The sequence below is a fragment of the Microbacterium sp. SORGH_AS_0421 genome (genome assembly GCF_030818635.1).
GTDB lineage: Bacteria > Actinomycetota > Actinomycetes > Actinomycetales > Microbacteriaceae > Microbacterium.
Genome location: NZ_JAUTAO010000001.1, coordinates 2687286 through 2709658, shown reverse-complemented (window position 1 = coordinate 2709658; position 22373 = coordinate 2687286). Strand labels below are relative to the sequence as shown.

Annotated in this window: 18 protein-coding genes and 1 pseudogene; 13 read left to right on the top strand and 6 right to left on the bottom strand. The window is 70.3% G+C overall.

All coding sequences use genetic code 11. The features are described 5' to 3' along the window. Positions 1-20: 20 nt before the first annotated feature. Positions 21-2271: pseudogene (locus QE416_RS12870) on the top strand (bifunctional (p)ppGpp synthetase/guanosine-3',5'-bis(diphosphate) 3'-pyrophosphohydrolase). 8 nt (positions 2272-2279) lie between these two features. On the opposite strand, the gene QE416_RS12865 reads toward QE416_RS12870, so the two are convergent. The 3 genes from QE416_RS12865 to QE416_RS12855 all read right to left on the bottom strand — a co-directional run bounded on the left by QE416_RS12865 (position 2280) and on the right by QE416_RS12855 (position 4962). Further along, complete coding sequence (locus QE416_RS12865) at positions 2280-2822, bottom strand: hypothetical protein (protein ID WP_267787332.1); 543 nt, start codon at positions 2820-2822, stop codon at positions 2280-2282. A gap of 64 nt (positions 2823-2886) precedes the next feature. Continuing rightward, positions 2887-4512 (bottom strand): DUF349 domain-containing protein, encoded by a 1626-nt coding sequence (locus tag QE416_RS12860; RefSeq protein WP_373458857.1) that lies wholly within the window; start codon positions 4510-4512, stop codon positions 2887-2889. A gap of 132 nt (positions 4513-4644) precedes the next feature. Then, positions 4645-4962 carry a dioxygenase gene (locus QE416_RS12855; protein WP_307316762.1) on the bottom strand — a complete coding sequence of 106 codons (318 nt, stop codon included), beginning with the start codon at positions 4960-4962 and terminating at the stop codon, positions 4645-4647. An 81-nt stretch (positions 4963-5043) separates the two neighbouring features. On the opposite strand from QE416_RS12855, the gene QE416_RS12850 reads away from it, so the two are divergent. The 11 genes from QE416_RS12850 to QE416_RS12800 all read left to right on the top strand — a co-directional run bounded on the left by QE416_RS12850 (position 5044) and on the right by QE416_RS12800 (position 17240). Beyond that, positions 5044-6465, top strand: coding sequence for a replication-associated recombination protein A (locus tag QE416_RS12850; RefSeq protein ID WP_307316760.1), 1422 nt, complete (start codon positions 5044-5046; stop codon positions 6463-6465). 186 nt (positions 6466-6651) lie between these two features. Beyond that, the gene (gene rpsD / locus QE416_RS12845) at positions 6652-7281 is read left to right on the top strand and encodes a 30S ribosomal protein S4 (RefSeq protein WP_056231683.1); all 630 of its coding nucleotides are present in this window, start codon (positions 6652-6654) and stop codon (positions 7279-7281) included. Positions 7282-7435: 154 nt separating this feature from the next. Next, positions 7436-7870, top strand: a complete 435-nt coding sequence (locus QE416_RS12840) for a hypothetical protein (protein WP_307316756.1) — start codon at positions 7436-7438, stop codon at positions 7868-7870. A 62-nt stretch (positions 7871-7932) separates the two neighbouring features. Further along, positions 7933-10602, top strand: coding sequence for an alanine--tRNA ligase (gene alaS, locus QE416_RS12835; RefSeq protein ID WP_307316754.1), 2670 nt, complete (start codon positions 7933-7935; stop codon positions 10600-10602). Continuing rightward, positions 10599-11072, top strand: coding sequence for a Holliday junction resolvase RuvX (ruvX, locus tag QE416_RS12830; protein ID WP_210075131.1), 474 nt, complete (start codon positions 10599-10601; stop codon positions 11070-11072). Before alaS ends, ruvX begins: the two co-directional genes overlap by 4 nt. Before the next feature lie 562 nt (positions 11073-11634). Then, entirely contained in the window at positions 11635-13041 is a 1407-nt protein-coding gene (gene mltG, locus QE416_RS12825; protein WP_307316749.1) for an endolytic transglycosylase MltG, read from the top strand. After that, entirely contained in the window at positions 13035-13874 is an 840-nt protein-coding gene (locus QE416_RS12820) for a shikimate dehydrogenase (protein WP_307316746.1), read from the top strand. Before mltG ends, QE416_RS12820 begins: the two co-directional genes overlap by 7 nt. Positions 13875-13878: 4 nt before the next feature. Continuing rightward, positions 13879-15105 carry a chorismate synthase gene (gene aroC, locus QE416_RS12815; protein ID WP_307316744.1) on the top strand — a complete coding sequence of 409 codons (1227 nt, stop codon included), beginning with the start codon at positions 13879-13881 and terminating at the stop codon, positions 15103-15105. Continuing rightward, a complete protein-coding gene (locus tag QE416_RS12810; RefSeq protein ID WP_307316741.1) occupies positions 15092-15634 on the top strand; it encodes a shikimate kinase in 543 nt (180 codons plus the stop codon). The genes aroC and QE416_RS12810 overlap by 14 nt, the downstream gene beginning before the upstream one ends. Then, entirely contained in the window at positions 15631-16707 is a 1077-nt protein-coding gene (aroB, locus tag QE416_RS12805) for a 3-dehydroquinate synthase (protein WP_267787341.1), read from the top strand. The genes QE416_RS12810 and aroB overlap by 4 nt, the downstream gene beginning before the upstream one ends. Then, positions 16704-17240 carry a GNAT family N-acetyltransferase gene (locus tag QE416_RS12800; protein WP_307316737.1) on the top strand — a complete coding sequence of 179 codons (537 nt, stop codon included), beginning with the start codon at positions 16704-16706 and terminating at the stop codon, positions 17238-17240. The genes aroB and QE416_RS12800 overlap by 4 nt, the downstream gene beginning before the upstream one ends. A gap of 239 nt (positions 17241-17479) precedes the next feature. On the opposite strand, the gene QE416_RS12795 is transcribed toward QE416_RS12800, so the two are convergent. From QE416_RS12795 to QE416_RS12785, 3 genes are all read right to left on the bottom strand, one after another. Continuing rightward, complete coding sequence (locus tag QE416_RS12795; protein ID WP_210075144.1) at positions 17480-18799, bottom strand: MFS transporter; 1320 nt, start codon at positions 18797-18799, stop codon at positions 17480-17482. 14 nt (positions 18800-18813) lie between these two features. Then, the gene (locus QE416_RS12790; protein ID WP_307316734.1) at positions 18814-19707 is read right to left on the bottom strand and encodes a shikimate dehydrogenase; all 894 of its coding nucleotides are present in this window, start codon (positions 19705-19707) and stop codon (positions 18814-18816) included. A 145-nt stretch (positions 19708-19852) separates the two neighbouring features. Then, positions 19853-20485, bottom strand: a complete 633-nt coding sequence (locus tag QE416_RS12785) for a TetR/AcrR family transcriptional regulator (RefSeq protein WP_210075148.1) — start codon at positions 20483-20485, stop codon at positions 19853-19855. Between the two features lie 62 nt (positions 20486-20547). Here QE416_RS12785 and QE416_RS12780 point away from each other — a divergent pair, with 62 nt between their 5' ends. After that, positions 20548-22365 (top strand): sugar phosphate isomerase/epimerase and 4-hydroxyphenylpyruvate domain-containing protein, encoded by a 1818-nt coding sequence (locus QE416_RS12780; RefSeq protein WP_307316731.1) that lies wholly within the window; start codon positions 20548-20550, stop codon positions 22363-22365. Positions 22366-22373 lie beyond the last annotated feature (8 nt).

The window sequence follows — 22373 nt, the reverse complement described above, 5'->3', positions numbered from 1 at the left end:
CCGTAAGGAAGGGGTGGCACATGGCTGAGACCACTTCCTCCGCGCCGCCGCCGTCTTCGCTCCGGCGTCTGGTCCCGCGCATCTTCTCGCGCGCCGCTCGCCGCGACGACGTCGACAAGCTGTTGCGCACGGTGCGTACGCACCACCCCCAAGGGTGACCTCGCGATCATCGAGCGGGCCTATGCCGTCGCCGACAAGGCGCACGACGGGCAGAAGCGCCAGAGTGGCGAGCCGTACATCACGCACCCGCTCGCCGTCGCGCAGATCCTCGCCGAACTCGGCTTGGGACCGAAGGCCATCGCCGCCGCTCTGCTGCACGACACCGTCGAAGACACGGGATACCCCCTCGACGAGCTCGCCGCCGACTTCGGCGACGAGGTCGCGATGCTCGTCGACGGCGTGACCAAGCTCGACAAGGTCAAGTACGGCGACAGCGCGCAGGCAGAGACCGTGCGGAAGATGATCGTGGCGATGTCGAAAGACATCCGCGTCCTGCTCATCAAGCTCGCCGATCGCCTGCACAACGCCCGGACCTGGGGCTTCGTGCCCCCGCACAAGGCCGCGAAGAAGGCCACCGAGACTCTCGAGATCTACGCGCCCCTCGCGCACCGCCTCGGTATCCAGGCGATCAAGAGCGAGCTCGAAGACCTCTCTTTCGCGGTGATGCATCCCAAGCTCTACGCCGAGATCGACAGCCTGGTCAAGCAGCGTACGCCGCAGCGCGAGCAGTACGTCCAGAACGTCATCGACGCCGTCGACGCCGATCTGCGCGAACTGCGCGTCCGCGGCCGCGTGATGGGACGCCCGAAGCAGCTCTACTCCGTGTACCAGAAGATGGTCGTTCGAGGTCGCGAGTTCGACGACATCTACGACCTCATCGGTATTCGCATCCTCGTCGGCACCGTCCGCGACTGCTACGCGGTGCTCGGCGCCATCCACGCGCGGTGGACGCCCCTGCCCGGGCGATTCAAGGACTACATCGCCACGCCGAAATTCAACCTGTACCAGTCGCTGCACACCACGGTGATCGGCCCGGGCGGACGCACGGTCGAGATCCAGATCCGCACGCACGAGATGCACCAGCAGGCGGAATTCGGTGTCGCCGCGCACTGGAAGTACAAGGAGCGGATGGCGGGCGGCAAAGCCGACGCCAAGGCCGTCGACGCCGACATGGCCTGGATCGCGCACATCTCGGACTGGCAGGCCGAGACCGCCGACCCGGGGGAGTTCCTCGACTCGCTGCGCTTCGAAATCGGCGCGAAAGAGGTCTACGTCTTCACGCCGAAGGGCCGTGTGGTCGGCCTGCCGACCGGCGCGACCCCGGTCGACTTCGCCTACGCCGTGCACACCGAGATCGGCCACCGCACCATGGGGGCCAAGGTCAACGGACGCCTGGTGCCGCTCGAATCGACGCTGCAGAGCGGTGACGTCGTCGAGGTCTTCACCTCCAAGAACCCCGACGCGGGTCCAAGCCAGGACTGGCTCGGCTTCGTCAAGAGCACCCGCGCGCGCAACAAGATCCGCGGGTGGTTCACCAAGGAACGTCGCGAAGAAGCCATCGAACAGGGCAAGGACTCCATCGCCCGTGCCATGCGCCGGCAGAACCTGCCACTGCAGCGGCTGATGAACCAGGACTCGTTCACCGAGGTCGCTCGCCTCTTCCACTACGAAGACGTCTCCGCCCTGTACGCCGCCGTCGGCGAGGGCCACGTCTCGACGCAGTCCGTGATCGAGAAGGTCACGGCGCTCGTCAACGTCGAAGAGACCAACACCGGGCCCATCGACATCCCCGTCGGTCGCAGCCGTGCCCCGCGCGGTGGCGATTCGGGCGTGCTCGTGCGCGGTGCCCCCGACATCCTCGTCAAGCTCGCCAAGTGCTGTACGCCGGTGCCGGGAGACGAGATCGTCGGTTTCGTCACGCGGGGGAGCGGCGTCTCGGTTCACCGCGGCGACTGCACCAACGTCAAGGCGCTGAAGGAAGAGCCCGACCGACTGATCGACGTGGAGTGGGCACCCACCACGAAGAGCGTCTTCCTCGTACAGATCCAGGTCGAGGCCCTCGACCGCTCGGGGCTCCTGAGCGATGTGACCCGTGTGCTGAGCGAGCATCACGTCAACATCCTGTCGGCCACCGTGTCGACCACGAACGACCGTCTGGCGCTCAGCAAGTTCGTGTTCGAGATGGGTGACACCGTGCACCTCGACCGCGTGCTCAACGCCGTACGACGCATCGACGCCGTTTACGACGTCTACCGCGTGACCTCCTCCTAGCCGCCGCATCAGCGTTCCGAGTCCGCGGTCGCGAGCAGCGCGATCCCTCTCCGTCCGTAGGGGAAGGTCGGATGCCGATCGAGCCACGCTCGCGCATCGCTTCTCGCTCGCGGATCGGACGCCGCCCACGCGACCGCCGCAGCGCGCTGATGCTCGTCGTCGGAGCGGGCGAGGTCGGCCAGCGTGCGTCCCGGTGTGCTGAGGTGTACGCCGGCGAGCGACGTCGTATCTGCCGGTGGCAGGCGCACGTCGTGATACACCGCACGGGTCCCGTCATGGGCCCGTGTCCGCCTCGTCACGACCCGCTGAAGGTGATGTCGCGTCGGCTCGGTCGGAATCCCTCCGTGCACCCACGCGGCGGTCAGGCGCACTCCCGCCCATCGCTCCCCGAGAAGGGGCAGCAGGCTACGGGCGCGCATCCACGCCGTCTCGACCGCGTCGGCGGGCATGAACCCCTCGCCGAGGGGCACCAGCAGCCCGTCGAGACACGCAGCGCTCAGTTCGCTCAACGCGAGACGCTCCCCGGGGAAGAACAGAAAGGGCGACACCATCCCGTCAGTGTGACGGGGCGGTGTCGCCCGTGACGGTCGGAACCGTCGACCTGTGGAGAACCGATCAGCCGCCGAGGGCGCGGAGCCAGGTACGGCGCGCTTCGAGAGCCTCCGATGCCTGAGCCGCGGCGCGCTTGTCGCCGCGCGACTCGGCCTCGGCGAGTTCGGCCTCGAGCTTGTCGATCGCGTCGGTCAGCTGGCGCGTCATGTCGTTGGCACGCGCCTTCTGCTCGGGGTCGTTCCGCTTCCAGTCGGCGTCCTCGCGGGTGCGCACACTCTGCTCGATCTTGCGGAGCTCGTCGTCGAGGACACGCTCCTTGTCGCGGGGGAAGATCCGGCCGATCTCGTCCCACTCGCGCTGGATGGCGGTGAGCTTCTGGCGGGCGGTCGCGAGGTTCTTCTCGTCGACGATGGGTGCGGCCTTCTCGAGCAGGGCACGCTTCTGCTCGATCTTCTCCTTCGAGGCCTCGGCGTCGGCGGACTCACGCTCGATGCGCGCTCCGTAGAGGGCATCTCCCGCAGCCTTGAAACGAGCCCAGAGCGCGTCGTCGACCTTGCGGCCGGCGCGGCCCGAGGCCTTCCACGCGTCGAGCAGGTCGCGGTATGCCCCGATGCCGTCCTCGCCACGCGGCGCGAGGGCCTCGGCGCGCTCGACGAGACGCGTCTTCGCCTCGCGGGCCGACTTGTGGACCTCGTCGAGCGAAGAGAAGAACTCGCGGCGGTGACGGTCGACCGTGGCGCGGGCGTCGCGGAACCGGCGCCAGAGCTGCTGAGCGGTCGACTTCGACAGACGGGGGCCGTTCTGCTGGTGAGCCTGCCACCGGTCGAACAGAGCCGTCATCTCGGCGGTCATCTGCTTCCACTGCACCGTCTGCGGGTCACGGGCGGCGAGGGCCTCGGCCTCTTCGACGATCGCGGTCCGCTCGCGCACAGCCTCTTCAGTGGCCTGCTTGGCGGCGACGGCCTCGGTCTCGCTCGCCTCGGCGAGCTCAGAGGTGAGGGCATCCACGCGAGCGATCAGGGCCGCGAGATCGCCCACCGCGGCCGCACCGTCGAGCTTGCCGCGAAGGGTCTTCGCCGTCGAACGGAGGTCGGATGCCGACGCCCCACCGCGACGATGACGCGTCTCGAGCAGGGTGACCTCGCCTGCGAGATCCGAGAATTTGCGCTGGTAGTAAGCGAGAGCTTCGGCGGGCGTGCCATCGGGGTACTGCCCCACGACGCGCCAGTCCTCACCCTCGCGGACCGAGACGGTGCCCTCTTCGTCGACGCGACCCCACGGCTGCGCGGTCGAAGTGGACGCGGTCTTTCCCGGGGGCGGTCCGGGGATGCGCGCGCCGGGCCGCGGAGCGGCGGGCTGCGCGGGCGCGGACGGGGTGCTGGGCGCCTCAGCCGCGTCGGAGGAGGCCTCGACCTCGGCGGTCGCACCGTCGTCGATCGCGTCATCGCCGGAGGGAGCATCGGCGGTGGACGCCGGCTCAGCGGCATCCGACGACTGTTCTGCGATCGGCACCTCACCCGCGGGAGCTTCATGCTCCTCGACGGGCGCGGCGGCCTCGTCGGAGGAGGCGCTCGGGGCCGAAGATGCATCGGCCTCCGCCTCGACCGAGGTCGTGGCGGTGGGATCGACCTCGACGGCGTTCTCGTCGTCGCGCGGGTCGGAGGTCTCGGGAGTGGGGACGGAAGTCACGGGTAGCACCTCATCGCGGCAGAACCGCCTGGGGGAGAAGGACCCTCCGAGCCTAGTACGCGCGACCCCGGGGTTACAGGATCGAGCCCTGCCGATCACCGCGCGGCGGTTCCCACCGCACGGCGCGAGAGGTCAAGGAGTGGTCGACTCCGACGGCACGGGAGCGGGGACCTCCGTCGGGGCGGGTGTCGCGGGGGTATCGGTCGACGAGGGTGCCGGGTCCGGTGCGCCCGGACCCGCGACGAAGTAGACGGTCTGTGCGCCGACCGCGCCGGCGATCAGGACGAGCCCGACCACGAGACCGATGAGATTGTCGCGTGTGCGGCGTCGCCCCTGACGCTCGTGGAGCTCGAGCCGCGCCTGATACGCGCGAGCACGCTCGCGCTGCTCTCGCGCCTGCCGGTCTTTTCCGCGCGCCGCCACATCGACCTCCTCCGCCCGTCCGGGCACGTCGATCCTACAAAGAGCCGTCCGGCGACCGGGTTCGCCGCTCGCGGACACGGTGTCGGAGGCCGCGGTTAGCCTGGAGTGGTGACCCCATCTTCCGCGCTCTTCCAGGGCCAGACACCGCTCGCGGTGCGCATGCGCCCCGTGAGCCTCGACGAGGTCGCCGGCCAGGGGCATCTGTTGCGACCCGGGTCCCCGCTGGTCACGCTCGCGACGACCGACTCCTCGGCATCCGTCACCGCCGCCTCGGTGATCCTGTGGGGCCCGCCCGGAACGGGCAAGACCACGCTCGCCCAGGCGATCGCGCGGTCGTCGGGGCGCCGCTTCGTCGAGCTCTCAGCGATCACGGCGGGTGTGAAAGACGTGCGCGAGGTCATGCAAGAAGCGCTCACGCAGCGCGACCTCTACGGGCAGTCGACGATCCTCTTCCTCGACGAGATCCACCGCTTCACGAAGGCCCAGCAGGACGCCCTGCTGCCGGGGGTCGAGAACGGGTGGGTCGTGCTCATCGCCGCGACCACCGAGAACCCCTCGTTCTCGGTCATCTCGCCGTTGCTGTCGCGTTCTCTCCTGCTCACCCTCCGTCCCCTCGGCGACGACGACCTGGGCGCCCTCGTGGACCGAGCCGTGACCGACCCGCGCGGTCTGGCCGGCCGCGTCGTGCTCGAGGACGACGCTCGCGCCGCCCTGGTGCGCCTGGCATCCGGAGACGCCCGTCGCGCTCTCACCGCCCTCGAAGCCGCGGCCTCGGTCGCGGGCGACGACGGCGTCGCCCCCGCGCCGGCACCCGGCGGAGACGACGATGAAGACGAAGACGACGAAGACGACGAGCAGGATCCGGGACCGTTCGTCGACGACGGGGGAGAGCTCCCCGTGATCACCGCCGACCACATCGCCCAGGCCGTGGACCGCGCTCTGCTGCGTTACGACCGCCAGGGCGACGAGCACTACGACGTGATCAGCGCCTTCATCAAGTCGGTGCGAGGTTCGGATCCGGATGCCGCGATCCACTACCTCGCGCGGATGATCGAGGCGGGGGAGGATCCCCGTTTCATCGCGCGGCGCCTGGTGATCTCCGCCGCGGAAGACATCGGCATGGCCGATCCGCAGGCGCTGCAGATCGCCGTCGCGGCGGCGGACGCCGTCGCCTTCATCGGCATGCCCGAGGGCCGCATCCCCCTCGCCGAAGCGACGGTGTACCTCGCGACGACCGCCAAGTCGAACGCCGCCTACAACGCCATCAATGCCGCGATCGCCGACGTACGCGCCGGTGGTTTCGGACGCGTGCCGATGCACCTCCGCGACGCGCACTACCCGGGCGCCAAGCGCCTGGGACACGGCAAGGGGTACAAGTACGCGCACGACAGCGAGATCGGCATCGTGGCGCAGCAGTACCTGCCCGACGAACTCCGGGGCAAGCGCTACTACGAGCCCACGAATCACGGCACCGAGCGCGACGTCTCCGCGCGCCTGGAGAAGATCCGACGCATCCTCGACGGGAAGTGAGCGTGCAGAGGGCACGCGCGGGTGGCTCTGATAGCATGAACCGGCTCGAAACAGGGTTTTCGGGCATCCCCTCCTTCCTGTGATCACCTTCCGGTGCGCCCCGGCGTGCGCTTCGGAGCGGGCGGAAGGGGGCGATACGCCCGTGAGCCGTGAAAGGCGCGGCCACGTCATCGGAAGGAGAACTTCGTGACCACGAAGTCTCAGGACCGCCGCAAGGTGCGTCTGTCGCGCGCCCTCGGCGTCGCACTCACCCCCAAGGCCGCCCGCTACCTCGAGAAGCGTCCCTACGCTCCCGGCGAGCACGGTCGCACCAAGCGCAAGGCCGACAGCGACTACGCCGTCCGTCTCCGCGAGAAGCAGCGTCTGCGCGAGCAGTACGGCATCCGCGAGAAGCAGCTGCGCATCGCGTTCAACGAGGCCCGCCGCACCGACGGCCTGACCGGTGAGAACCTGGTCGAGCTGCTCGAGATGCGTCTGGACGCCCTCGTCGTGCGCTCGGGCTTCGCCCGCACCACCGCGCAGGCTCGCCAGCTCGTCGTGCACCGCCACATCATGGTCGACGGCCAGCTCGTGGACCGCCCGTCGTTCCGCGTGAAGCCGGGTCAGCTGATCCACGTCAAGACCAAGAGCGAGGGTCTCGAGCCCTTCCAGGTCGCCGCCGCCGGTGGGCACGCCGAAGTGCTGCCCCCCGTCCCGGGCTACCTCGAGGTCGACCTCTCGACGCTGCAGGCGAAGCTCGTTCGTCGCCCCAAGCGCGCCGAGGTGCCCGTCACGTGTGACGTGCAGCTCGTCGTCGAGTACTACGCCGCCCGCTGACCTCAGCGAGCACAGAAGGGCGCCGGGTTCTCCCGGCGCCCTTTCTGGTTCTCGGATCGCGCTTGCGCGCGCCCCATCGCCGATTCCGACCCGATCTCCGGGGAGCGGCCTGAGACTGCCCGCGTCGCGGCGGGACTCGCCGAGGGGCGTGCGCGTGTTCGAGCCTCGCGCCGCCGCACGAGCCGGTCGCGACCTCGGCGACCGAGTCCGCGGCATCCGACCGGCGGACGCGCGCTCCGCGGGGGCCCTCGCCTACGATGGGGGAATGCCGCGACCGCGGCGTCGTATCGAGGAAGAAGTGGTGATCGTGAGAAGCCTCGTCTGGTTCGCGTTGGGCATCGTCGGCGGTTTCGTCGCCGCCCACCTCGTCAACAAGGACCCCCGCGGGCAGGAGGTGCTCGCGCAGCTCGACTCCCGCATCGGCGAGTTCACCGACCGTATGAGCGACGCCTACCACGCGCAGGAGACCCGCCTCTCCGAGATCATCGACGACGCGAAGAGCGTCGCGTCCTCGGCGGTCGAGAAGCCCGCCGACGCCGTCGACGACGCCGCCCGCGCCGCCGAGAAGGCCGTTTCCCCCTCCGACTGACCCCCTCCGGCCTCCCGCCCCCACCCGTGGGGCGGATCCGCATGCGTACGGAAAGACCCGCCATGAAAACCGCCGAGATCGCCCAGCGCTTCCTCGACTTCTTCGAGAAGAAGAACCACACGATCGTCCCCTCGGCCTCGCTCGTCACCGACGACCCGGCCCTGCTGTTCACCGTGGCGGGCATGGTGCCCTTCATCCCGTATCTGAGCGGGGTCGTTCCGCCGCCCTATCCGCGCGCTGCCGACGTACAGAAGTGCATTCGCACCAACGACATCGAAGAAGTCGGCAAGACCCCGCGTCACGGCACCTTCTTCCAGATGCTCGGCAACTGGTCGTTCGGCGACTACTTCAAGGAAGACGCGATCCGCTTCGCCTGGGAGCTGCTGACGGCCCCCGAGTCGGAGGGCGGCCTCGCGTTCGATCCGAAGGACCTCTGGGTCACGGTCTACGAGGAGGACGACGAAGCCCGCGACCTCTGGCTCGAGCTCAGCTCTCTGCCCGACGAGCGCATCCAGCGCCTGGGCAAGGACACGAACTACTGGTCGACCGGTCTGCCCGGCCCCGCCGGTCCCTGCTCGGAGATCTTCTTCGACCGCGGTCCCGAGTACGGCATCGACGGAGGCCCCGCCACCGACGACGACCGCTACGTCGAGATCTGGAACCTCGTGTTCATGCAGTACGAGATCACCAACGTGCGCTCGAAGTACGACTTCGACATCGTCGGGGAGCTGCCCGCGAAGAACATCGACACCGGCATGGGCCTGGAGCGCATCGCGTTCATCAAGCAGGGCGTCGACAACATGTACGAGACCGACCAGGTGCGCCCCGTGCTGGACCTGGCCGCCAAGCTCGCGGGCAAGTCGTACGGCCAGGAGTCGCACGACGACGACGTGCGCCTGCGCATCGTCGCCGACCACGTGCGCTCATCCCTCATGCTGCTCGCCGACGGCGTCACCCCCTCGAACGAGGGCCGCGGCTACATCCTGCGCCGCATCATGCGTCGCGCGATCCGCTCGATGCGCCTCCTCGGCGTCGACGGCCCCACGTTCCCCGAGCTGTTCGCCGCCTCACGCGACGCGATGAAAGAGTCCTACCCCGAGGTCGAGGCCGATTACGCGCGCCTCTCGGCGTACGCGATCGCCGAGGAGCAGACGTTCCTCCGCACGCTCGCGGCCGGATCCGCGATCCTCGACCAGTCGGTCGTCGAGGCCAAGAACGGCGGCGGCACCACGCTGTCGGGTTCCGAGGCGTTCCTGCTGCACGACACCTACGGCTTCCCGATCGACCTCACGCTCGAGATCGCCGAAGAGGCCGGGCTGTCCGTCGACCGCGGCGCCTTCGACCAGCTCATGCTCGAGCAGCGCACGCGCGCCAAGGCCGACGCACGCGCCCGCAAGGGCACGATCGCCGACCAGAGCGCCTACCGCGAGTTCCGCGCCCACGGCGAGACCGTCTTCACCGGCTACACCGAGATGCAGACGGAATCGCGGGTTCTCGGCATCCTGATCCAGGGGGTCGGAACCGACCGTGCGGCCGAGGGCCAGATCGCCGAGGTGATCCTCGCCGAGACCGCCCTGTACGCCGAGTCGGGTGGCCAGGTCGCCGACAAGGGCGTCATCGTCGGTCCCGGCTACGAGCTCGAGGTGCTCGACGTGCAGCGTCCCGTTCCGGGTCTCGTCAGCCACACCGTCGAGGTGACGACCGGTGAGGTCTCGGTCGGCGCCCCCGCCACGACCGTCGTCGACGCGCTCAACCGCCACGCCGCCCAGCAGGCGCACACCGCGACTCACCTGGTGCACGCGGCGATCCGCGACACCCTCGGCAAGACGGCGACGCAGACCGGTTCGCTCAATCGCGCGGGTTACATGCGCTTCGACTTCAGCTGGGGCTCCGCGCTGTCGCCCGAGACCCGCACCGAGATCGAGGACATCGCCAACAACGCGGTGCGCGACAACCTCGAGGTCACCACGCGCGTGATGTCGCTCGACGAGGCGAAAGCCGCGGGCGCCATGGCGCTGTTCGGCGAGAAGTACGGCGACACCGTGCGCATGGTCGACATCGGCGGCCCATGGTCGCGTGAGCTGTGCGGTGGAACGCACGTGTCTCGTAGCGCCGAGATCGGCCTGGTCAACCTCGTGGGCGAGCAGTCGGTCGGCGCGTCGAACCGCCGCGTGGAAGCCCTCGTGGGCCTCGACGCCTTCCGCGACCTCGCCGCCGAGCGCGCGATCGTCTCTCAGCTCAGCTCAAGCCTGAAGACGCCGCGCGAGCAGCTGCCCACCCGCATCGCCGAGTTGGCCGCGAGCCTCAAGGCCGCCGAGAAGAAGATCGCGGCGTTCGAGGCGCAGGCCCTCACCGGTCGCCTGCCCCAGCTGGTGGAGTCGGCCGTCGCCGTCGGCACCGTGCGGGTGGTCGCACAGAGCCTGGGGGAGGGCGCCTCGGCAGACGACGTGCGCTCGCTCGCGCTGCAGGTGCGCGACCGCCTGGGCAGCGCCCCCGCGGTCGTCGCTCTCGCGAGCACTACCGGCGGCCGCGCCACGGTGGTCGTCGTCACCAACGACTCCGCGCGCGAACGGGGGCTCGCCGCGGGCGCCCTCGCCAAGGCGGCGGCCGGTGTGCTCGGCGGCGGTGGCGGAGGTCGTCCCGACGTCGCCCAGGGCGGCGGAACGGATGCCGCGGCCCTGCCGCAGGCGCTCGAGGGAATCGTCTCGGACGTGAGGACGACGATCGCGTGACGTCGTTTCGTCGCGGCATCCGATTCGGGATCGACGTCGGGCGCGCGCGCGTCGGCGTGGCGCGGTCAGACCCGGACGGGGTGCTCGCCGTTCCCGTCGAGACGGTGCCTCGAAAGGGCGAGCCGATTCGCCGCATCGCGGCTCTGGCGGCCGAGTACGAGGCATTCGAGATCCTGGTGGGGCTGCCGCTGAACCTGCGCGGTGAAGACACGCCGTCGACGACCGACGCCCGTGCCTTCGCCGCGGCGCTCGCCGCGGCTCTGCCGATGCCCGTCCGCCTGGTCGATGAACGCCTGAGCACCGTCTCGGCGCACAGTGTTCTGCGCGAAGCAGGGCGTTCTCAGCGGGATTCTCGTAGCATTGTGGACCAAGTCGCCGCCGTGGTGCTTCTGCAGCAGGCGATCGATGTGGAGCGACAGTCCGGCGAGCCGGCCGGACCCGCCGTAACACCGGGACAGGAGCCCGCCTGACATGCCCGAGAACCAGCACCCCGAAAACGATCCGTTCGCGGATCTTTACGGACGTCTGCCCGACCCGCGCACCGGTACGCGCTCCTCTCGCCTCCCCGGCGGCGAGGATGCCGCTCCGCCGTCGCGCCGGGCCGCCCGCGAGGCCCGACGCGCGGCGACCGAGGCCACGCCGACCATGTCCGCGGAGCAGGCGGCCGAAGGCGCGTCCACCGCACCCGCCGATCGCGGGGCCGAAGCCACGGCCACACCGCGAGTCGCGGACGCGCAGCCGCCGCTGGAGCCGGCCGCTCCCGCCGAACATCCGACAGCCTTCCCCGCCGAGCCGTCGGGTGCTTCGCGCCCCGGCTCGACGCCCGCGCCTCGTTCCGCAGCCGAGCAGGCGGCAGGGAGGGAGTCTGCGCCCGCGCGACGCACCGATTCCCCTTCGCCGCAGACCCCGCGAGCCGCCGCTTCCGCTGGCGGCCGCGACGAGGCGGCGCCGGGGCCGCGCCGCAGCGGTGCTCCCGCCGCGGCCTCCGCGACGGCGCCGGAATCGGCGGTCTCAGACCGTGCCGCACGCGCTGTGCGAGATCAGGCACCTCGCACAACCTCCGCGCAGAGCACTCCCTCCCCGCCCTCCGGCGCCGCGCAGCCCGCCCGTGACACCCAGTCCGCCGCCTGGCAGGCCGCCGCCCGCCGCGCGGACGCTCCCCGTTCCGGATCCGAGTCTCGCCGCAACGAGCCGTCGCGCGACCGCGAACCCGCCCTCGTCGGAGCCGGCGCAGGAACGACGGCCGCAGCCTCCGCCACGCCTCGCAGCACGGCATCCGGATCTCTCGAAGACCTCTTCACCGGTGAGACCACCACGCAGCAGATCGGCTGGGCACCGCAGAAGCCTCCAAAGCGGCGACGTGGTGGGGGTCGCTGGATCGCCCTCGCCATCGTGTTGATCCTCGTCGGCGGTGTCGCCGGCGGTGGCTTCGCGCTGTGGAACACCTACGGCGAACGTATCCAGGCGTTCCTCGGCAACGGCGAGCCGCTCGAGTACGAAGCCGGACAGGCGACCGGCGAAGCACGCGTCACGATCGTGTCGGGTGACACGGGCCAGTCCGTTTCGCCGAAGCTCTTCGAGGCGGGCGTGACGAAGGCGACCAACTCGCTCTACAAGTACATGGTCGACAACGCGGTGGGGTTCACGTTCCAGCCCGGCGTCTACAAGCTGCAGCAGCAGATGACCTCGGAGGCGGTGATCGCCGCGCTCCGCGACCCGGCCAACCGTCTCGACAACTCGGTGCAGCTGCGCGAGGGGCTCACCCTGACGCAGTCGCTGGACATCATCTCGGAGCAGGCCGGCATCGCGCGCGCCGATCTCGATGCCGCGGTCGCGACCCCCTCGACCTATGGGGTCTCCGCCTCGACCCTCGAGGGCTGGATCTTCCCCGCGACCTACGATTTCGACGACGGAGTCACCGCCCCACAGGTCATCGATCGAATGGTCAAGCGCACGATCGAGTCGCTCGACAAGGCCGGCGTGGCGCCGAACGATCGAGAGCGCATCCTCACCATCGCCTCGATCATCGAACGCGAAGCCCGCAGCAGCGAGGACTTCTACAAGGTCTCACGCGTGATCGAGAACCGTCTGCAACCCGACAACACCGAGACGCACGGTCTGCTGCAGATGGACTCCACGGCGCAGTACGGCGCAAACGAGCTCGACGCCGGAGCCTCGTCGTCGAGCGCGAACGCCCTCAACAGCGACAATCCCTACAACACCTACAAGTATCCCGGGCTCCCCGTCGGGCCGATCGCCAACGCCGGAGACCTCGCGATCGACGCCGCGATGCACCCCGTCGACGGCCCCTGGTACTACTTCACGACGGTGAACCTGTCGACGGGGGAGACGGTGTTCTCGACCACCTACGCCGACCAAGAGAAGGCGGTCGCGCAGTTCCAGCAGTGGTGCCGCGAGAACCCGAACGGCGGATGCTAACCGGACCTCGCCGCCGTCTGGCCGTCTGGGGCGACCCGATCGCGCATTCGCGGTCGCCCCGGCTGCACGCGGCGGCGTACGGCACGCTCGGCCTCGACTGGGACTACGGGCGCCGACGGGTGGACGAGGCGAACTTCGCCGCCGCGGTGGAAGAACTGGATGCCGCCTGGCGCGGCCTCTCGCTCACCATGCCGCTCAAGCACGCGGCCGCTCGCGCCGCCGTCTCGCTCGACGACGACGCGCGGCTGACCGGCGCCGTCAACACCTTCCTGCTGGCCGAGGGCGGCCCCCGCGGTTTCAACACCGACGTGGGCGGCCTGGCCCGTGCCCTCGACGAGATCGGCGTGCGTGAGCCCGGGGCGATCCGCGTGCTCGGCGCCGGAGCCACAGCGACCTCCGCGGTGGTCGCCGCCGCCCGTGCAGGAGCCGGTCTCATCGAGGTCCGCGCGCGGCGGCCCGAGGCGGCCGCCCCCCTCGGCGCCCTCGCCGACCCCCTGGGGGTCGTCGTTCGCGTCGTCGCCCTCGACGACCCCGAGCTGTCGCCGGCGGACGCCACCATCGCGGCTCTGCCCGGGGGCACCGATCTCGGCGGCGTCGCCGACGATCTGGCATCCGTCTCCGGTCCGCTCGTCGACGTCGTCTACGGCGGCTGGCCGACCCCGCTCGCTCAGGCGTGGGCACGCGCGGGCGGCGAGGCGCACGACGGTCTCGCGATGCTGCTGCACCAGGCTCTGCTGCAGGTGCGCGTCTTCGTCGAGGGAGACCCCGAGATCGCCCTCGAACGCGAGACCGAGGTGCTGGCCGCAATGCGCACCGCGCTCGTGGGAGACTAGGACCATGCTTCGCGTTCTCACCGCCGGCGAGTCCCACGGCCCCGAGCTGATCGCCCTCATGGAAGGGATGCCGGCCGGCGTCCCCATCTCTTCGGCGCAGATCCGCGCAGAACTGGCGCGCCGTCGCCTGGGATACGGTCGCGGTTCGCGCATGAAGTTCGAAGAGGACGAGCTGTCGCTGTCCACCGGCATCGTGCACGGCTTCACGATCGGAAGCCCCATCGCCCTGCGCATCGGCAACACCGAGTGGCCGAAGTGGACCGAGGTGATGAGCCCCGAGCCCGTCGAGCTGTCCGACCGCTCGCGCGGCCGCGGCGCCGCTCTCACGCGCCCCCGTCCCGGCCACGCCGACCTCGTCGGCATGCAGAAGTACGGCTTCGACGAAGCCCGGCCCATCCTCGAGCGCGCCTCGGCCCGCGAGACGGCCGCGCGCGTCGCCCTGGGTGCCGTCGCCCGCTCGTTCCTCAACGAGCTCGGCATCCGACTGGTCAGCCACACCCTCTCGATCGGCCCCGTGCGCGTCCCCGACGACGCGGAGTTCCCCACGCCCGACGACGTCGACCGCCTCGACGCCGATCCGCTGCGCTGCTTCCACGCCGAGACGAGCGCGGCCATGGTCGCCGAGGTCGACGACGCCAAGAAGACCGGCGATACCCTCGGCGGTGTCGTCGAGGTGCTCGCCTACGGCCTTCCGCCGGGGCTCGGCTCCCACGTGCAGTGGGATCGTCGACTGGATGCCAAGCTCGCTCAGGCGCTGATGAGCATCCAGGCGATCAAGGGGGTGGAAGTCGGCGACGGCTTCCTCACCACCACCCGCCGTGGATCGCAGGCACACGATGAGCTGTTCGCCACGGGCGACGGGATCACGCGGTCGTCCGACCGCGCGGGCGGCACCGAGGGCGGCATGTCCACGGGCACCGTGCTGCGCGTGCGTGCCGGGATGAAGCCGATCGCGACGATCCCCAAGGCCCTCCGCACGGTCGATGTGGCCACCGGCGACACCGCCGCCGCCCACCACCAGCGCTCCGACGTCTGCGCGGTTCCGGCGGCCGGTGTCGTGGCCGAAGCCATGGTCGCGATCACCCTCGCCGACGCGGTGCTCGAGAAGTTCGGCGGCGACAACATCATCGAGACCCGCCGCAACGTCGAGACGTACCTCGCGAACCTCCCCGAGACGCTGCGCACGACCGACGCGTCCGACGCGGCGCTGCTCGCGCATGACCTCGCCTGAGCAGCCGACCGCGGTTTCGGCCGTCGTGCTCATCGGTCCGATGGGCGCGGGGAAGACCAGCGTCGGGCGCCGCGTGGCGCGAGCGCTGGGCACGCCCTTCACCGACACCGACAAGCTCGTCGTCCGCGACCACGGCCCGATCCCGGCGCTGTTCGTCGCCCACGGCGAGCCGTACTTCCGCGCCCTCGAGCGCGAGGCGGTCGTCGAGGCCCTGGCCCGCGGCGGAGTGGTCGCGCTCGGCGGGGGAGCGGTCCTCGACCCGCTGACGCGCGCGCGCCTGCGCGATCACCGTGTCGTGCTGCTGACCGTGGCGCCGCACGTCGTGGCATCCCGGATCCACGGCGACGAACGGCCGTTGCTCGGCGGAGAAGACCCCGTCGCTCGCTGGCAGCGCATCTTCGAAGAACGGCGGCCCGTGTACGAGCAGACCGCCGACATCGCTTTCGACACCTCGTCCGGCCCGCTCGCACGGGTCGTCGACGACATCGTGGCCTGGGCACGCCGTGTGCCGGCCGGAGAGACGGTATGACCGACACCACCACCATCAGCGTCGCCGGCGAGCCCGGCTACGACATCACGATCGGACGGGGCCTTCTCGCCTCGCTCGGCGAGGCACTGCCCGCGGGGGCTCAGAAGGTGCTGGTGGTCCACCCGCCGACGCTCGCGAAGCAGGCCGAAGAGCTTCGCGCCCAGCTCGTGGGCGATCGTCAGGTGCTGCTCGCCGAGATCCCGGATGCCGAGGCCGGAAAGCGCGTCGAGGTTGCGGCGTTCTGCTGGCAGGTCATGGGGCAGGCCGACTTCACCCGCACCGACGTCGTCGTAGGGTTCGGCGGCGGCGCGGTGACCGACCTCGCCGGTTTCGTCGCCGCGACCTGGCTGCGCGGCGTCGCTCTCGTGCAGGTGCCCACGACGGTGCTGGGGATGGTCGATGCCGCCGTGGGCGGCAAGACCGGCATCAACACCGCCGAGGGCAAGAACCTCGTCGGGGCATTCTGGCCGCCGGTCGCCGTGGTGTGCGACCTCGACCTGCTCGACACGCTCTCGAAGAACGAAGCGACCGCCGGATTCGCCGAGGTGGTCAAGGCGGGCTTCATCTGGCATCCGGAGATCCTCGATCTCATCGAGGCCGACCCGGAGGGGATCGTGAACCCCCGCGGAGACGGCTTCCGTCGCTGCGTCGAGCTCGCGATCGACATGAAGGCGCGCGTGGTCGGCGAGGACCTGCGAGAGGCCGGACTGCGCGAGGTGCTCAACTACGGGCACACGCTGGGACACGCGATCGAGCACGCCGAGCGGTACCGCTGGCGTCACGGCGCGGCGATCTCGGTCGGCATGGTGTTCGCCGCCGAGCTGTCGCGGCTCGCGGGGCGCCTCTCGGATGACGTGGCTCAGCGCCACCGCACGGTGCTGGAGTCTCTCGGGCTTCCGACGACGTATCGAGCGGGGGCGTTCCAGACCCTGAAGGCGACCATGCAGCGCGATAAGAAGAGTCGGGGCAGCATGTTGCGCTTCATCGTGCTCGACGACCTCGCGCGTCCCACCGTGCTGCAGGCGCCCGACGAATCGCTGCTCTTCGCGGCGTACCAGGAGGTCGGTGCGTGAGCATCGCCGTGCGCCGCGTGCGCGCGGATGAGGGTGCCCGCGTGCGCGAGCTCCGACTGCGCGCGGTCGGCGACCCGGTGGCATCCATCGCCTTCCTGACCACCCGCGAGGAGGAGCTCGAGCGCGACTCGGCCTTCTGGGACAAACGCGCGGCGAGCGGTGCCGCGGGGCAGGCCGCGGCGATGTTCGTGGCCGAAGACGGCGACGCGTGGGTCGGATCGGTGACCGTGCTGGTGCGCCGTGCGGGCGATGTCGACCACACGGCGCGGCGGCTGAGCACGGGGCGCGCCGACATCGTCGGCGTGTACGTCGCCCCCGAGGCGCGGGGGAGCGGAGCGATCGACGCTCTTCTCGACGCCGCCGCGCGCTGGAGCGCCGAACAGGGCTTCGAGACGCTGTCACTCGACGTGCACGTCGACAATGCCCGCGCTCAGGCCGTGTACCGGCGCACGGGATTCGAGCCGACCGGCGAGACGTTCACGGGGCCGATCGGCGCCGAACTCGCGATGAGCCGGTCGCTGCGCACGCTCTGACGCGCACGCCGCTGCGCGGACGTCCGCACGCAGGTCGGATTCCCGCGCCGAAATCGGAACACCCCGCCCGCTTTTTCGAACCCGTTGCGAGTCTCCGGATCGATGAGGCGCGCGAGTGCCGAGGCGGTGGCATCCGGTCCTGATTCCCTCGCGAACCCGACGTCGAGCGCGGTCTTTCGAGATCACCCGTGCGCGCGAAAGCCCCGCCTTCCGGAGAGGACGGGGCTTTCGCGAGCCGATCAGACCGTCGCGGGGGCGCGGCGCTCAGCGGCGAGGCCGAGCTGATCGGTCGGGACGTCCTTCGTCTCGCGGGCGGTGAGGGCGCTCACCGAGGCGATCACGGCGATGACGGCGGTGAAGACGCTGATGACGACCCAGCCGCCGGCCGATCCGCCGCCGAGGGCGGCGACGATGCTCGGGGCGAAACCGGCCATGAGGAAGCCGAGCTGGGTGCCGATCGCCATGCCCGAGAAGCGGACGCGGACGCTGAACATCTCGCCGTAGAACGAGGGCCACACGGCGTTGGCCGCCGCGTATCCGCACGAGAACGTGAGGATCGCCAGACCGAAGGTGACGAGGTTGTTCCCGGCGCCCATCGACAGCATGTAGAACGGCATGAACGCCGCCGACGACAGCGCGCCGTAGATGAAGACGGGCTTGCGTCCGATGCGGTCGGCGAGCGTGCCGAACAGCGGCTGCGTGAACAGCGCGACGACGTTGGCCACGACGACGAGCCACAGGGTGACGCTCGCGTCGAGGCCCTCTTCCTTGCCGTAGGCGATCGCGAGGGTGCCGAACACGGTCGAGACCGCGGCGATGAACGCGCAGCAGATCACCCGGAGCACGTCGCGCCAGTGGTTCTTCAGCAGCGGCACCAGCGGCATGCGGGCGATCTGGCCGTCGGCCTTGGCCTGCTCGAACTCGGGCGTCTCGTGCAGGCTCCGTCGGATGAAGAACGCCACGACCACGACGACGGCGCTCAGCCAGAACGGCACGCGCCAGCCCCACGAGAACTTGATGTCATCGGGCAGAGCGACCACCGGGATGAAGATCAACGCGGCGAGGATCTGTCCGCCCTGGGTGCCGGTCAGCGTCCACGAGGTGAAGAACGAGCGACGCGAATCCGGGGCGTGCTCGAGGGTGAGAGACGACGCTCCCGCCTGCTCGCCGGCGGCCGAGAGCCCTTGGGCGAGACGGCAGAGCACCAGCAGCACCGGGGCGAACCAGCCGATCTGCGCGAAGCCGGGGAGGCAGCCGATGACGAAGGTCGACAGCCCCATGAGCAGCAAGGTGAACATCAGCACCTTCTGGCGTCCGATGCGATCCCCGAAGTGGCCGAGGATGACGGCGCCGAAGGGCCGGGCGATGTACGCGAAACCGAAAGTCGCGAACGACATCACGAGTGCGGCCTGATCGCCCGAGGGGAAGAACACCGTGGGGAAGATGAGGGCGGCGGCGGAACCGAACAGGAAGAAGTCGTAGTACTCCACGGCGCTCCCCATGAAGCTGGCGGTGGCCGCCCTCACGGGAGTCTTCCGCGTCGTTGCGGTGGTGGTCATGGACGAATGCTCCTTTAGCGGGCGAGGGCCGGGTCGACAGGGGTGTCGGCGGCCACGAGGTCGAGGAAGTGGGCGCTCATGCGGTCGGGATCGGGTCGCGTCCCGGTGATGAGGGCGAATGCGTCGACGGCCTGGTGGACCGCCATGCGTCCGCCGCTGAGGGTGCGGCATCCGCGCTCGCGTGCGGCGACGAGCAGCTCGGTGTCGAGCGGACGGTACACGATGTCGGCGACCCACAGCTCAGGGCGCAGCAGCCCGGCATCGAGCGGAAGGCCGGGGTGCTCGGCCATGCCGACCGGCGTGCAGTGCACGAGCCCGTCGGCGTCGGCGAGCACCGCGGGAAGATCGGCGACAGAGGCCGTCTCGACGACGGCGAGAGGATGACGCCGGCCCAGGTCGTCCGCGAGAGCCGTCGCGCGAGCGGGGTCGAGGTCGACGATGCTCAGACGCGCGGTTCCGAGACGTAACAGGGCGTCGGCGACCGCCGAGCCGGCCCCTCCGGCGCCGAGCTGGACGACGTGCCGGGTGCCGGCATCGGGGAGTCCGTCACCGAACGCCGCGGCGAAGCCCGTCGTATCGGTGTTGTAGCCCACTCGGCCGGCGGGTGTGAACAGCACCGTGTTGACGGCGCCGAGAGCGGCGGCGACCGGATCGACGCGGTCGAGATGGGCGAGCACGCTCTGCTTGCAGGGGTGCGTGACGTTGACGGCGTCGTACCCGAGGCGCTCGGCCCAGGCGAGCACGTCGCCGATGCGGTCGGGGTCGATCCCGAGGGCGGTGAGGTCGAGAGGGCGGTACACGTAGGTGAGCCCGAGAGCGCGAGCCTCGGCCATGTGCATCGGCGGCGTCAGCGAGGGCAGGACCCCCGTGCCGATGAGGCCGACGAGATACGGGTGAGCGTCGTTCACGGTACTCCTTCGTGTCCGCGACGCGGTTATGTACTAACCGGTACGTTCAGAGGAAACCATGCCTCGCAATCGGTGTCAACGATCGATTCCCGATGCCGCAGCTGCTCGCCGCCGTCGGCGCCCGGGGCGAAAGACCCCGACCACCTCAGCGCGAGGACGCCGTCAGCCACCCGACCACGACGTCGCCGATGACCGCGCGCAGGTGCGTCCGTCGGTCGGGGGAGGCGAGGTCGACATCGAAGAGGTGCCCGAAGGTGTACTGGTTCGCGACCTGGAACACGCAGTACGAGCTAATTACGAGGTGCACGTCGATCGCGTCGACGTCGGCGCGGAAGATCCCCGCCGCGCGACCGCGCTCGAGGATCTCGTCGAGCAGCCCCTTCGCGGGCTGCGACAGGGTCCGCAGGCCCTCGATCTGGCGGATGAAGGCCCCGCGGTGGATGTTCTCGATAGCGACGAGACGGATGAAGGCGTCGTGGCCGACGTGGTGGTCGTAGGTGAGTTCGGCGAGGGCGCGAATGGCATCCACCGGGTCGGCGTGGTCGACGTCGATCGCGCGCTCGGCCTCGCGGATGCCGCGGTACGCCTCTTCGAGAACGGCTCGATACAGGCCGTCCTTGCTGCCGAAGTAGTAATAGATCATGCGCTTGGTGGTGCGCGTGCGGGCCGCGATCTCATCGACGCGAGCACCCGAGTAACCGTCTTCGGCGAACACCTCGGTCGCCACGGCCAGCAGCTCGGAGCGGGTGCGCTCGGCGTCTCGACGTGCCTCGGCCATGGCCCCAACCTAGTGGACGGGGGAGTGGACCCCGTTTGTACTAACTGGTACATTCGGCCGCCATGAGGACCTCGATGGCGACCGTCTGCATCAGCGGCACCCTGGCCGACAAGCTCCACGCGTGCGCCGATGCCGGCTTCGACGGCGTCGAGATCTTCGAGCCCGACCTGCTCGCCGCCCCGGAGAGCCCCGAAGAGATCGCCGCCCTCGCCGGCAGGTTGGGCCTCGCTCTCGACCTGTACCAGCCGATGCGCGACGTCGAGGGAGTCGATGAGCCGGCCTTCGCCGCGGTCCTCCGCCGGGCGGAGGCGAAGTTCCGCCTCATGAACCGCCTCGGAATCGACCTCGTGCTGTGCTGCAGCAACGTCGCGACCGCGACGATCGACGACGACGCCGTCTCGGCCGCGCAGTTGCGGCGACTCGGCGATCTCGCCCGGGGCTACGGCATCCGGATCGCCTTCGAGGCTCTCGCGTGGGGGCGCTTCGTCGACGACTACCGCCGCGCGTGGCGCATCGTCGAGCTTGCCGACCACCCCGCCGTGGGGGTCTGCCTGGACTCGTTCCACATCCTCTCGCGCGGGCACGATCCCGCGGCCATCGCCGACATCCCGCCCGAGAAGATCTTCTTCGTCCAGCTCGCCGATGCCCCGCGGCTGAGCATGGACGTGCTCTCGTGGAGTCGGCACCACCGCCTGTTCCCGGGCGAGGGCGACTTCGACCTGGTCGATTTCACCGCGCGCATCGTCACGGCCGGATACACCGGTCCGTGGTCGCTAGAGGTGTTCAACGACACCTTCCGTCAGACCGACGCGCGCCGCACGGCCCGCCACGCGCGCCGTTCGCTGCGCTGGCTCGAAGACGCCGTGTCGAGGGTGCTCCCGGATGCCATGGACCGCGACGACCTGTCGATGCTCCCCGACTCCGCGGCTCCCTCGGGAGTCGACTTCGTCGAGATCAAGGCGGAGGACACCTCGGCCGTCGAGGAGCTTCTCGGTCAGCTCGGGTTCACCTCGCGTGGACGCCACCGTACGAAGCCGGTGACGCTGTGGACCGCCGGCAACGCCCGCCTCGTGCTCAACGAGCAGCACGCGCGCGGCTGGGAGCCACGGCTGGCCGCGGTGGGCCTCGAGGTCGACGACGCCGAGGCGGTGGACCTGCGCATGGACGAGCTGCACGTGCCGCGCGCCTACCGCCGCACCTACGCGAGCGAAGAACGCCTCGACGGCGCCGTCGCCCCGGACGGCACCGAGGTCTACTGGGCTCAGGCCGCCGACGAGGGCGAGCCCGCCTGGGTCGCCGAGTTCGAGCACGGCGAGCCCGAGCGTGCCAGTGCCGTGGTGGGCGTCGACCATGTGAGCCTGTCGCAGCCCTGGCAGGCCATCGAGGAAGCGACGCTGTTCTACACCGCCGGCTTCGCCCTGCGCGTCGACAGCAGCACCGAGGTGCCGGGACCCCAGGGCCTGGTCGCCAGCCGCGTGCTCGGCGCCCCCGGCGGTGGGGTGCGACTTCCCCTCAACGTCGCCCCTCCGATCCTGGCCGGCGAGCGTGCCGGCGCCGCCCTGCCCCAGCACGTCGCGTTCGCGTGCAGCGACGTACGGGCCCTCGCCCGGTCCGCCCGTGAACGGGGCTTCGTCCCGCTGGCGATGCCGCGCAACTACTACGACGACCTCGCGGCGCGTTTCGAGATGACGGATGCCGCTGTCGATGAGCTGCGCGAGCTGCATCTGGGCTACGACCGCGACCACGCGGGGGAGTACCTGCACTTCTACACGCGCACGATCGGGGAGGTCTTCCTCGAGTTCGTCGAGCGCGTCGACGGGTACACGGGCTACGGCGCGGGCACGGCCCCCGTGCGGCTCAGCGCCCAGGGGCGGCGCTGATAGCGTGC